Here is a 13,173-nt window from a genome sequence, read left to right as displayed (position 1 = left end):
CTACCCCGTCTGCAGCATAAAACGCTGCATCCACCCCTTCAGGGAAGGGGAATAAAAATGACTATCCCGTCTGCAGCACAAAACGCTGCATCCACCCCTTCAAGGAAGGGAATTAGAAACTAACATCCAAATTGAAAGCGCAAACAGTTTTATGTTAATAGTATATTTAGATAATATAATAAATAGAATGAATCAATATTTTGTGTTTTGCCCATGTTGTGGTATAATAATTTGTGGAGGTGTTTAAATTGGAGAAAGTATATAATTTTGATTCTTTTAATTTATCTTTGAAAGAACTTAACTCTCAGGAAGATTTGTACGAGGATGATTTTGATTTTACCAAAGTAGAGATAGCAGAGTTTTTGGAAGAACACCTTGGAAAGTACGGAGATCCTTTGGAAGATATTATCAACTCAATAGATTACGCTTTTTCAAAAGAAAGGGGTAAGGGTGGCTTTGTTTTAGTTCTTCATGATGAAGAGGATATTCTTGGCTCAGTTGTTGTTAATGATACGGGTATGGAAGGATATATCCCTGAGCATATTTTGGTTTATATTGCCGTTGATAAAAAACTTAGAGGTCAAGGTTTCGGTAGCAGACTTTTAAAAGAAACTATCGATAGGTGCAATGGGGATATATCCTTACATGTTGAGTATGATAACCCGGCAAGAAAGTTGTATGAAAGATTAGGTTTCAAGTCTAAGTACGCAGAAATGCGTTTAAAAAGTTAATTATTTGACAATAGTATGAAAAAAGAGGCATCAAAATTGATGCCTCTTTTTTCGTGGTGGGCAGGGGCAGAATCGAACTGCCGACACACGGATTTTCAGTCCGTTGCTCTACCGACTGAGCTACCTGCCCATCTTGAAAAGATGGTGGGCGCTGCAGGATTTGAACCTGCGACCTTCTGCTTGTAAGGCAGACGCTCTCCCGCTGAGCTAAACACCCATTTTAGAAAATGGCGCCCCCAACCAGATTCGAACTGGTGCCTTTGGCGTGAAAGGCCAATGTCCTAGGCCGCTAGACGATGGGGGCATTATCTCAAACCTGAAATATATTATCATAAAAATATTAATATGTCAAGAGTTTTTTTTGATTTTTGATAATTTTCTTGCTACGTCTGTTATGTCACCCGCTCCAACAAAAAGTAGTATCGCATCTTTTTCTTGTAATAGATCGTTTATAAGATTTTTTTCAGAGTTGTAGAATTTAGAAGGAGTGTTATTTGAGTTGAGCATTTCAGTGATTTTAGCTTCATCAACACCATTGATTGGTTCTTCAAATGCAGAATATATCCGATAAACAAGAACTTCATCAGAATTTTTTAGTACGTCAATAAAGTCTTTCATATGAAAATGTAATCGCGTATAACGGTGTGGCTGGAATATTGTTATTAATTTTCTTTTGAGAAAATATTCTTTTGTTGCTTTTATAGTTGCTGAGATTTCATCTGACGTATGGGCATAATCATCTATTATACATAAGTTGTTATCATCGTATAATATGTTGAATCTTCTTTGAACGGATTTATAATTTTTTAGGGTTTCTTTTATTATATTGAAAGATATCCCGTATTCTAAAGAAAAAGTAGCTGAGGCCAAGGCATCATAAGCGTAATGTATTCCCGGAAGGTTTAACTTTATTTCTCCTATAAATGTATTTTTACTGTATATTTGAAATATTTGGTGATCGTTGATTTGTTTTCTGTTTTTTATCGTGTAACTAGCATTTTCATTTTGTCCAAAGTACAGTACTTTTTTACCTTCCAAATTCCATTTTGACAAATGAGGATCATCTCCATTGAGTATTAATAATTCTTTAGTATTTTTAGCAAATTCAAAGAGAGATTTTTCTAGATTAACGAATTCGTTGTTGTAATGTTCCAAATGATCCGGTCTTAAGTTGTTTATTATAGAAAAGTCAGTAGATATATCTTTTATTAATCCATCACTTTCATCGACTTCAGCTATTATTATCCCTTTTCCATATCTGAAGTTTCCATCTTCCAAAGAGTCATGTATTCCACCTAAGAAAACGGTTGGGTCTTTTCCAGCATTTTTGAATATTTGAGATAGCATAGCAGTTGTTGTAGTCTTTCCATCTGTTCCTGTTACACCTAACGAGGTGTATGTTTTTAATATTGAATTTAAAAGTTCCATTCTGTTTAATACTTTAATATTTCTTTTCTTTGCTTCAATAAACTCTGGATTGTCTTGTCTAATTGCTGTTGATTTTATAAAACAATCAATTTTAGGTAGATTTGAGTCTTGAGTTAATTTTATTTTTATTCCTTTTTTTGTTAAGTATTCTACCCTTTCGTTTGATTCGTTGTTTGAGCCTATTACATTTTCTATTCCATTTTTGTATGCTTTGTATAAGGCGAGAGAACTCATGCCTATTCCGCCTATTCCTGAAAAGTAGTATTTCATATGTTCCTCCTTGCTATATTTTCAACTATTATTTCTACGGCCTGATTGTTTTTTGGTTTATAGATATAATCTGAATTTTTAGGGGTTATATTGTTTAAAAAATCTATTAATTTTTTTATATCGACGTTTTGATCATCAAATACTTCTGCTTTTCCCTTTTCTTTGAGTGAGATGGCGTTTTTGTACTGGTGGTTTTCAGCTGCGCCTTTCCAAGGTATCAATACTGCGGGCAGATTATAGAACTGAATTTCCGCAAGGGTTGTTGCACCAGCTCTTGATACTACCCCATCACTAACAGTCATAATTTCATAAAGATTGTCAAGGTATTCGTAGGTAATTACATGAGGAAACTGTTTGTATTTTTCTTTGTTTTTAGTTATGTGAATATAATTGTTTAGGTCTTCTTTTTCATATACTTTGTACATTATATTGTCAATTTCTTCAGAACCTAAACTCCCACCAAATACTAATATACATCTTTTTGTTAAATCTTTTATACCGAAGTTTTTCAAATATGCTCGTGGAATTTCTTTGTCTGGTACTCTAATAGGATTCCCTGATAATATATACTTTTCGTTTGCTTTTGTTTCTTCGTAACTTACAAATACCTTTTCTGCCCATCTTGATAATATTTTGTTAGATATACCAAGTATGGAATTTTGCTCATGTAAATAAAAAGGTTTTTTTAGATTTTTTAAAGCAAGGCCCACAGGAACAGTAACGTATCCACCTGTTAAAAAACCAAAATCGGGCTTGAATTCTCTTAATATTTTTTGAACTTTATGCGTATCTTTTAGAACATTTAATATCCTTGACACGTTCTTTGGATTGTATAGTGGTCTTTGTAAGCCTTTAGTATCTAATGGAATCATCTTTGCCTTTGGAAAATCTTTAGATAATCGTTTTTCTTCTATTCGTCCTTTTGTGGTGAAATATATTACATTTAATTTATCGTATTTTTTATCAAGATACTTTAATAACGCTAATGCTGGGTAATAATGTCCCCCTGTTCCCCCACCTGAGAAAACTACCTTTAATTCTTTTTTATTCATAATATTCACTTTCGTCGTTCAACTCCATGTTATTATAAATTAATCCCAACGCCCATCCTATAGAAGTTAATGTTACTATCATGGATGAGTTTCCATAACTTACAAGAGGAAAAGTTACCCCCGTTACAGGCATCCATGGGACACCAAGGCCTACTAATGTATTAATAGCAACTTGTATAAATATCCAAGAAGCAGTAGCACCACAGAAGATAAATGTAGCGTAATCTTTTGTTAGATATGCCATATATACTAGTTCATGACACAAAAAGAAAAAAAGGGTTATAACCATTGCTATACCAATTTTCCCCCATTCTTCCCCTATAACAGATATTATAAAATCACTGTATGATTCAGGAACATAGTATTTGAATTTTCCTGCAAATGGACCGGTTCCTATTAATCCACCTCTTTTAATAGCTTCTCTTGATCTTTGGCTTTGATAATCATCTGAATTTGCTAAACGCGAAGATTGATAATCTTGTAGGAAATACTCTTGAAAGGTGAAAACAAAAACACCTAAAACCACCATTAAAATAATGAAAAAAATCATCACTTTTTTGTCTCTTATTCCTAGAAATATTGTTATTATACTTAAAGTTGTTATTAAAATAGTAGAACTAAGATCAGGTTCTAAGAATATTAAAAAGACACTTATTCCACTGATCAGCATCGGCAATATTACGTTCAAAACAAAATTCTTATGATTCTTTATCTGAGCGTAGTAAAAAGCCAAAAAAGCAGGAAGTATCAATTTCGTTAATTCCGATGGTTGAAACTGGAATGATCCTATGTTTAGCCATCGTCTTACCCCAGCAATCGGTTGAGTAAATAGAACGATTCCTAAAAGCATATTTAAAAATATCAACAAAGATAGCATTATTTGTTTATTTTTTGTGAATACGTTACTAAAAATAAAAGCTCCCATCCCTCCAATAAATCCTAAAATCAAAGAAATTATGTATGTTTGAAACTTTTGTTCCGGATTTATACTTTTTGAATCTTGAATAGCAAAAAGAGAACTGTATATAAAGAGCACACCTACAAATAGGGTAACTCCTAATAATATAAAGTATATAATAAAATTTCTTTTTATTACTTGTTCAGTATTCTTCATGCTTTAGATGGGGTCTAACCCTTAACCCCCTTTCTGAAACTCTGTAATACTTAATTGATTTGCTTCCAAAGAATTATAGCACAACTAATCTTAATTTTCGATATTTTTCAAAAAAATCAGGAGGCCAAAATGGTCTCCTGATTGTTAGGTTTATTCCCTACTCTTGTTGATCGTTCCCTGGATTTGTTGCTCCGGTTGCTGCCCCTGGATTTTGGTTTTGATACATGAATTGTCCTAAGTTCATTAACTCTTTTTGAAGTTCATCCATTACTATTTTTATCTTACCTACGTTATCTTCTTCTAAAGCATCTTTTAATTCTTGCTTTTTAGCCTCAACTGTAGATTTTATATCTTCTGGTATCTTATCTCCATTTTCATTCAATAGTTTTTCTGTTTGATATACCATATCATCTGCTTGATTCCTTAATTCTATCTTTTCTCTTACCTTTTTATCTTGTTCTTCGTATTCACGTGCTTCTTTTATCATTTTATCTATTTGATCTTTGTTTAGCTTATGTCTTCCTGTTACTACGGTCGATTGCTGTCTTTGCGTTGCCAAATCTTTAGCTGAAACGTTAACTATACCGTTTGAGTCTATGTCAAAGGTGACTTCAATCTGAGGCACTCCTCTTGGTGCAGGTGGAATACCTGCTAGTTTAAAGCTTCCCAAAAAGAAATTATCTTTTGCTAAAGGTCTTTCACCTTGATAAACACTTATTTCTACTTCTGTTTGACCATCCACTGCGGTTGTAAAGACTTTTGATTTTTTAACAGGGATCTTGTTGTTTCGTGGTATTATTACTTCCATTAACCCTCCTTTTACCTCTATTCCAAGAGATAACGGGGTTACGTCTACTAATACCAAATCCCTATCTGTTTCGCCAACCATTATAGAAGCCTGAACAGCAGCACCAATCGCAACAGCTTCATCTGGATTTACGCTTTTGGATGGATCTTTACCAAAATAATCTTTAACTAATTTTTGGACATATGGCGTTCTTGTAGAACCACCGACAAGTAATACATCTGTAATATCCTGGGGAGTTACTTTTGCATCTCTCATAGCATTTTCAATCGGACCTCTTGTTGATTCTACCAAATCTCTTACGAGTTCTTCAAATTTTGCTCTGGTTAATCTCTTTTCTAAATGTACAGGTTGACCATCCACTACGGTAATAAATGGCAAGTTAATATCCGTTTCTAATTTACTAGATAATTCAATCTTCGCTGATTCAGCTGCTTCTCTTAATCTCTGTAAAGCTTGTTTGTCTTTTCTAAGGTCTACTCTATTTTCTTTCATAAACTCATCTGCTAGCCAATCAACAACTCTTTGATCAAAATCATCTCCACCTAAGTGGTTGTTACCCGATGTTGCAATTACTTCTATGATATCTTCTCCTATATCTAATATAGATACATCGAATGTTCCTCCACCTAAGTCATATACAACTATTTTTCTTTCTTCACTAGATCTATCCAAACCAAAAGCAATAGATGCGGCCGTTGGTTCGTTGATTATCCTTAGAACTTCTAAACCTGCTATTTCTCCAGCTTCTTTGGTAGCTTGTCTTTGAGCATCGTTGAAATATGCTGGGACAGTAATTACAGCTTTTTTGATCGTTCCACCTAAATATTCTTCGGCATCTTTAACTAATTTCTTTAAGATATAGGCACTTATCTGTTGAGGTGTGTATACCTTATCATCGATTTTTGCTGTATAATCACTACCCATATATCTTTTTATAGACCTAACTGTTCTATCAGAATTTAAAATAGCCTGCCTCTTAGCTGGTTCTCCAACCAGTATTTGTCCATCTTTTGTAAAAGAAACAACAGAAGGGGTAGTCCTTTTACCTTCTGAATTAGTTATCACTTCAGGATTTCCATCAGGCTTTACCCAAGCGATAGCAGAATTTGTAGTTCCTAAATCTATACCTACAACATATTCTTTAGCAGCCATTACAAATACCTCCTTAGTCAAAACTTTTTATCACTTTATGTATTCGTTTGCTATCACTTATATTATACTTAAAAAAAAGCCGCTTTTCAACTCTTTTATGAAATTATATTATAAAGATAAAATCAATTATTATCAATAATTATAATGTCACTAAATATATATGTTATATAATCTTATATCACTCTTAACTTAAGAGTGAAAATAAAATTTTGGTTTTCTCTCTTTAAACAAATCATTGAATTCGTTGATGGACTTATCTCTTGCTAATCTTTCATCAACTTCTACTGTTTTCACATACTCTCCCTCTTCAGGAAGCCTAAATAAAACTTCACTAGTCGGAGAAGTTAATTGGCTTTTGCCTGAGAATTTATAAGATATTTCTTTGTTTATTTGTGTTCCATATATGTTCGCTGTTGCTATATAGACTTTGTTCTCTAAAGATCTTATTTTGTTTGCTTCTTGACAGTAGGGCAAAACTAAATTTGAAGGGTGAAGTATAATGTCAGCTCCAAGCAAAGCAAGCGTTCTGAAAGATTCTGGGAAATACCAATCAAAACATATTGCAAGACCTACATTAATTCCATTAACGTCTTCAACCCAAAAACCTGTATCTCCTGGTGTAAAAAATAAATTTTCTCTGTAAAATAGGTGAGTTTTTCTATATATTTTAAATGTTCCATCATGTTTTATAAGAACGGAAGAATTATAATAGGTACCATTATATCTTTCGTTGAAACCATAAGCAACTGCTGCACCAGTATCTCTAGAAAACTCTTTAAAAGCTTTAAAGGCGTATCCTTCATTATCAAGAGGCGACTCCCATGTCTTTTCAATTTCGCTTTTTGAAGAAAAGGCATATCCCGTAAAAGCTAATTCAGGAAGAACCACTAAATCTGTGTTAATACCTTCAATCATTTTCAAAACCTTCTCAACGTTCTTTTTCACCTCAAATAGTTCTGGTTTGAACTGTACAACAGTAACTTTAAACATCCTAAAACCTCCTCCAAAATAATTGGTTAGAACTGTCATCCCCCAGTAATTATATAATACCTTTTGCTAAAACAAAAGATTTGTTGTATAATCTTTTTATCCGTTCTTTTAATAAAATCTTATGAAGAAGGTTTTGATATTGCTTTATAAGTTTAGATATTCAAAAGTCTTATATTTTCTTCCCTTAATTCTTATACTCTTTTTATTTATAATAGGCAACATTATTTATAGTCTTTATCCTAAAACTTATATAGCGGTTTCTTTCATAGGAATTATTGCTGCCGTTTTGTTTTACTCTACTAGAAAATTCATGAGACACCCAATCATTTACGATGAAAAAAATAAAAAGTTCTACGTTCTGACTTCAGTTTTTTCTGAACAATACGAAGATTTCTCAAGATCTTCAATTCGAGAAATTCATATAACCTCAAAAAAGATAGTAATAGTTCTGAAAGATAAAAGTATAGTACTCTCTAAATACATAGAAAATAGAGATAAACTGATATCTTTTTTAAAAGGTGAAAGTAAATGATAGGCAGAGAAACTGTTGCATATATAGATATTGACAAATACTTATACAATTTAGATTTTCTTCAAAAACATACAAAAACAAAAATTATGCCCGTATTAAAAGCAAACGCATATGGACATGGGGCAACTTTCTTAGCTAAGGCCGCTATCAAAGAAGGATATGATATGATAGCGGTAGCTTTTTTGGAAGAGGCGTTGAATCTTTTAGAACAAGGAATAAAGATACCCATTTTAATTTTCAACTATTTTTCTCCAAAAGATCTAAAAGAAGTTTTAGAATTTTCTGAGTTTATAAAACCAACTATCACCTCTTCTTATTTCTTAGAAAAAGCATGTGTTATACTTGGTAGTGATGTTAAGAAATTTAAGTTTCATATTAATCTAGATACAGGGATAAACAGAATCGGCATAAAAAAAGCGGAAATTCCAAAATTGGTAAGTTTAATCAAAAAATACAACGTATCGATAGAAGGAATATATTCACATTTTGCAAATGCGGATGAAAAAGATGACTTTACACACGTACAATTTGATAGGTTCATAACCTTATCTAAGTACTTTGAAAGTGAAGGCATTTATTCCAAAATAAAACATATCTCAAACAGTGCTGGTGCATTATTTTTCCCTAACTATTCTTTAGATTATGTAAGAGCTGGAATTGCAACATTTGGACTACAACCATCCGTTACACATATCGAACCAAATTTAAAACCAATCTTAGAATTAAAAAGTGTTGTTTCAAGCGTTCATGAACTTTTACCAGAAGATACAGTTGGTTATGGAAGAACATACAAAGCAAAAAAGAGAAACAAAAACTGCTGTAATCCCTATAGGTACGCAGACGGTTATTTCAGAAATCTTTCCAATAAGGGAGAAGTTTTGATAAATGGAAAAAGGTGTAAAATTTTAGGAAGAGTTTCTATGGATCAAATTGTTGTTGATATCTCTTATAATAATAATGTATCTATCGGTGATGAAGTGGTAATTATAGGTAAACAAAAAGACGATAACATAAGTGCCGAAGAAGTTGCAAAAAGAGCTCAAACAATTAACTATGAAATTACTTCTAAAATCACGCAAAGAGTTCAAAGAAGGTATCTCAAAGGAGGAAATTATTTTGAATGAGCAATATTCACTTGGTGATTTAATAAAAGGTAATGTCTTTGAAAATCAATCAAACGATGAAAATATATCCTTAATTTCAGATCTAAAACCAAATGAAATTAAAGAAGTAGAAGGAAAAGTAATTAGCAAAAGACTTCAAAAAACAAAAAGCAACAAATCATTTTTGCTTATTACTATATCCGACAAAAGCCAATCAATAAGAGCTATAGATTGGTATTATCCGGAAGAAAACAACAACAAGATACAAGTTGGAGACGTTGTTAGAGTAAAAGGCAAAACAGTTTTATTTGATAACAGACTTCAAATAAATATAAGTAATGAAGATGATTCTATTAGAAAAATGAGTATGGCTGAAATAAACCCTGAAAAGTATTTAAAATTTTCTAATAATGATTTAAATATCTTAAAATCTAACCTTGAAATTTACATAAAAAAAGTTGAAAATGATGGAATCAAAGCTTTATTAGAACAAATCTTTGAAAAAAATCAAAAGTTAAAGGAAGAATTTTTCTTCTCTCCAGCAGCTATGGAAGTACATCATGCCTACCCAGGAGGCTTACTAGAACACTCACTTATGGTTACAGAAATCTCATTAAACCTTTGCAATCTATATCAAGAAGAAAAAGAAATAGTAATAAACAAAGATATAATAATAGCTGGCTCTCTTTTGCACGATATAGGAAAAATTCAAGAATATTCTGTAACTCCTGCTGGAATAATCAAAACAGAGGCTGGTGAATTAATAGGACATATACAGTTGGGAACAAAAATCTTGTATGATGAGTCAAAAAAAATAAATCCTAAAATAAAAGAGAAGGATTTAAAACATTTGGTGCATATTATATTATCTCATCATGGAGAAATAGAATATGGAAGCCCCATAGTTCCAAAAACTATAGAATCTTTTATTATAGGATTAAGTGACAATATTGATTCGAAAATAGCTCAAGTAAAAGATAACATAAGAAATGCTTTACAGATAGACAAAGATAGTGAATGGAGCGAATACGACAAAAGACTCGCAAGAAAAATTAGAATCGAAAGAGATGATTAATAAAAACAAAAAAATAGGAGGTTATACTTTTAATGCCCAGAAAATCTACAAAATCGACCAAATCAACCAAATCAACAAATTCAAAAAAAACAACGAAATCTCCATCTTCTACAAAAGCAAACAACAACGGGAAATATGTTGTGATAGTTGAATCACCATCTAAAGCTAAAACTATAGAAAGATATTTAGGAAAAGATTACAAGGTAATAGCATCAAAAGGTCATATCAGAGATTTGCCACCAAAGGAATTTGGTGTTGACATAGAAAAAGATTTTGAACCCATCTTTCAGATTATACCAGGAAAAGAAAAGGTTATAAAAGATATAAAAAAACAAACTGAAGGGAAAAAGGTATTACTCGCTTCAGATATGGATAGAGAAGGAGAAGCCATCGCTTGGCATCTTGCAGAAATACTAAATTTAGATTCAAAAGAAAAAAATCGAATAATATTTTCAGAAATCACAAAAAATGCGATAATAAATTCTATAAACAATCCCCAAACCCTTGATTTTAAAAAGGTTGATGCTCAAATAGCAAGAAGAATCTTAGACAGGGTAGTTGGTTACAAAATATCTCCACTTGTGTGGAAAGTTCTAAAAGATTACAAAACAAGTGCAGGAAGGGTGCAATCTGCTGCATTAAAATTAATAATAGACAAAGAAAGAAAGATATTCAATTTTAAACCAAAAAAGTACTTCAACATATATTTAGACCACAAAGGATTAAAAATACCTCTTTCAAAAGAAGACGGCAAAAAGATTAAAACTGAAAATATAACCCAAAAGAAAAAAGATGAAATATTTGATTACTTGAAAGACAAAAAGTTCATGTTGCAAAAAATAGAAGAAAAAGAAACCACAAAAAAACCACCTTTACCCTTTATAACAAGTACTATGCAACAAACGGCTGTTTCTTTTTTCAATTGGAGTTCGTCAAAAGTTATGAAAATAGCTCAAGATCTGTATGAAGGAATAGAAACCAAAGAAGGCAGCATAGCTTTCATCACTTATATGAGAACTGATTCTACAAGAATATCAGATGATGCCAAAAAATCTGCTCTCGAATATTTGGAAAAGAATTTAAGCAAAGATTATCTGGGAAATTATATCACCAAAAATAAAAAATCAAACGTTCAAGATGCTCATGAAGCTATAAGGCCAACTGATATTTTTATGGACCCCAAAAATGCGAAAAAGTTGATATCTGGAGATCATTTTAAACTATATGAACTCATATGGAACAGATTTATGGCTTCTCAATCAACTCCATCTAAATATATTGAAAAAACTCATATAATAGAAGATAATACTGGGAAATATACTTTTGAAATCACATCAAAAGAGCGAATATTCGATGGTTTTGAAAGATTTTGGAACCCAACAGAAAAAGAAATAAGTTTTAAATTAGACAAAAACGAAAAGATAACTTACGAAGAATTAAAAGCCGAGGAAAAAGAAACCAACCCACCTAACAGATACACAGAGGCCTCATTAATAAAAGAATTGGAATCCAAAGGAATAGGCAGACCATCCACATATGCTACAATCATATCTACACTCTTACAAAGAAAGTATGTAACTAAAATTTCTAAAAACACTCTAAGACCCACAACCACAGGTTTTGTTGTAACTGATTTCATTGAAATTTACTTCCCTGAGATAGTAGATGTTAAATTTACTGCTAATATGGAAGAAGACCTAGACAAAATAGAGAGTGGAAATAATAAAAGCAAAAAGGTATTGGAAGAATTTTATAAAGAGTTTGAACAATTTTTAAATAATGCAGCTGAAAATATAAAAACAAAAAAGAAAGTTCTTCATTATGAAAGTGATGTTCCATGTCAAAAATGCGGCAAAAACATGATCTTAAACTTTGGTAGATACGGATTGTATCTATCTTGTGAAGATTGTAAAGAAAATCAAAAACTACCACCAGACTCTTTCGGAGTAACGATAAAAGACAAGTTATATATAAAAAACTATCTCGAAGAAACCCTGAAAATAAACCAAGAAGAAAATAAAATCGGAGAAAAATGTCCGGAATGTGGTGGGGATTTAATCTTAAAACACGGAAAATTTGGCGAATTCATTGCTTGCAGCAATTACCCTGACTGCAAATATACAAGAAACGTTAAGGCGAAAGGCGCATGTCCAAACTGTGGTGGAGAAGTAAAAAAACTCAGAAGCAAAAAAGGCAAAACCTATTTTAAATGTAACTCTTGTGGAAACATGTACTGGTATGAACCATCTGAATACACTTGCCCAACATGTGGGGAAAAATTGTATTACAAACAATACAGAGGAAAAGAAAAACTATACTGTCAAAAAGACAAACACTACTTTGAAATTGAGGAAATAGTTGAATAATATAAAACTACCATTAATTCCCCTTCCTCGAAGGGGTGGATGCAGCGTTTTATGCTGCAGACGGGGTAGTCACTCTTTAATTTGCTTTCAGCAAATTGAAAATCCAATTCAAAGGTAAATCAAAAGCAACTACCCCGTCTGTGACAATAATCGTCACAGCCACCCCTTCAAAAAGGGAAATAAAAATCAACACCCCTCTCAAGAGAGGAATTTAAGCTAATTCTGCTTCTGTGAGGGTAAATCAAAAGCAACTACACCGTCTGTGACAATAACCGTCACAGCCACCCCTTCAAAAAGGGGAATTAACGGTCAATTTAAGATGTCTTATACTTTTATTTCAAAATTTCTTTTAATTCGTCTATGGTTATTTCTAATAGATTATCTCCTATGTAATTTATTGTTTTTTCATCTGTGTTTCTAATCTTTTCTTTTAATTCTTCAGTTAATTCATTTCCGAACCTACGACTAAGTATCTTAATTGCAAATTCCTTTTCTCCTTCAAGTTTACCTTTTTCGATACCTTTTTCGAAACCTTTTTCGATACCTTCCTCT

The 13,173-nt window shown here is 32.1% G+C and carries 11 protein-coding genes and 3 tRNA genes; 5 read left to right on the top strand and 9 right to left on the bottom strand.

Annotation, left to right across the window (positions count from 1 at the left end; translation table 11 throughout):
- The first annotated feature begins 248 nt into the window (after window positions 1–248).
- A complete protein-coding gene (locus tag PW5551_RS08450) occupies window positions 249–731 on the top strand; it encodes a GNAT family N-acetyltransferase (protein ID WP_113075343.1) in 483 nt (160 codons plus the stop codon).
- A 54-nt stretch (window positions 732–785) separates the two neighbouring features.
- Here the strand turns inward: PW5551_RS08450 and PW5551_RS08445 are convergent.
- From PW5551_RS08445 to PW5551_RS08410, 8 genes are all read right to left on the bottom strand, one after another.
- Window positions 786–861: transfer RNA gene (locus tag PW5551_RS08445), tRNA-Phe, on the bottom strand.
- Window positions 862–873: 12 nt separating this feature from the next.
- Window positions 874–948 (bottom strand) — tRNA-Val (locus PW5551_RS08440).
- 11 nt (window positions 949–959) lie between these two features.
- A tRNA-Glu gene (locus PW5551_RS08435) sits at window positions 960–1,035 on the bottom strand.
- Window positions 1,036–1,079: 44 nt separating this feature from the next.
- Window positions 1,080–2,429, bottom strand: coding sequence for a UDP-N-acetylmuramate--L-alanine ligase (gene murC, locus PW5551_RS08430; RefSeq protein WP_113075342.1), 1,350 nt, complete (start codon window positions 2,427–2,429; stop codon window positions 1,080–1,082).
- Entirely contained in the window at window positions 2,426–3,481 is a 1,056-nt protein-coding gene (locus PW5551_RS08425; protein WP_146738347.1) for a glycosyltransferase, read from the bottom strand. The genes murC and PW5551_RS08425 overlap by 4 nt, the downstream gene beginning before the upstream one ends.
- Window positions 3,474–4,595: an FtsW/RodA/SpoVE family cell cycle protein gene (locus PW5551_RS08420; protein WP_113075340.1), complete on the bottom strand. Its 1,122-nt coding sequence runs from the start codon at window positions 4,593–4,595 to the stop codon at window positions 3,474–3,476. Before PW5551_RS08420 ends, PW5551_RS08425 begins: the two co-directional genes overlap by 8 nt.
- Window positions 4,596–4,752: 157 nt before the next feature.
- A complete protein-coding gene (dnaK, locus tag PW5551_RS08415; protein ID WP_113075339.1) occupies window positions 4,753–6,555 on the bottom strand; it encodes a molecular chaperone DnaK in 1,803 nt (600 codons plus the stop codon).
- 189 nt (window positions 6,556–6,744) lie between these two features.
- On the bottom strand, window positions 6,745–7,545 hold the full coding sequence (locus PW5551_RS08410) for a nitrilase-related carbon-nitrogen hydrolase (protein ID WP_113075338.1): 801 nt from the start codon (window positions 7,543–7,545) through the stop codon (window positions 6,745–6,747).
- Window positions 7,546–7,684: 139 nt separating this feature from the next.
- On the opposite strand from PW5551_RS08410, the gene PW5551_RS08405 reads away from it, so the two are divergent.
- The 4 genes from PW5551_RS08405 to topA are packed head-to-tail and all read left to right on the top strand — an operon-like array spanning window position 7,685 to window position 12,621.
- The gene (locus PW5551_RS08405; protein WP_113075337.1) at window positions 7,685–8,077 is read left to right on the top strand and encodes a hypothetical protein; all 393 of its coding nucleotides are present in this window, start codon (window positions 7,685–7,687) and stop codon (window positions 8,075–8,077) included.
- A complete protein-coding gene (alr, locus tag PW5551_RS08400; protein WP_113075336.1) occupies window positions 8,074–9,201 on the top strand; it encodes an alanine racemase in 1,128 nt (375 codons plus the stop codon). Before PW5551_RS08405 ends, alr begins: the two co-directional genes overlap by 4 nt.
- Window positions 9,194–10,255, top strand: a complete 1,062-nt coding sequence (locus tag PW5551_RS08395; protein WP_233488496.1) for a 3'-5' exoribonuclease YhaM family protein — start codon at window positions 9,194–9,196, stop codon at window positions 10,253–10,255. Before alr ends, PW5551_RS08395 begins: the two co-directional genes overlap by 8 nt.
- Before the next feature lie 32 nt (window positions 10,256–10,287).
- A complete protein-coding gene (topA, locus tag PW5551_RS08390) occupies window positions 10,288–12,621 on the top strand; it encodes a type I DNA topoisomerase (RefSeq protein ID WP_113075334.1) in 2,334 nt (777 codons plus the stop codon).
- A 332-nt stretch (window positions 12,622–12,953) separates the two neighbouring features.
- On the opposite strand, the gene PW5551_RS08385 is transcribed toward topA, so the two are convergent.
- The coding region (locus PW5551_RS08385; RefSeq protein WP_370445938.1) for a DUF4351 domain-containing protein at window positions 12,954–13,173 on the bottom strand (220 nt) is incomplete at its 5' end.

This window comes from Petrotoga sp. 9PW.55.5.1, assembly GCF_003265365.1.
Classification (GTDB): domain Bacteria; phylum Thermotogota; class Thermotogae; order Petrotogales; family Petrotogaceae; genus Petrotoga.
The sequence above is the reverse complement of the archived record's forward strand: the minus strand, read 5'-3'. Positions and strand labels throughout refer to the sequence as shown.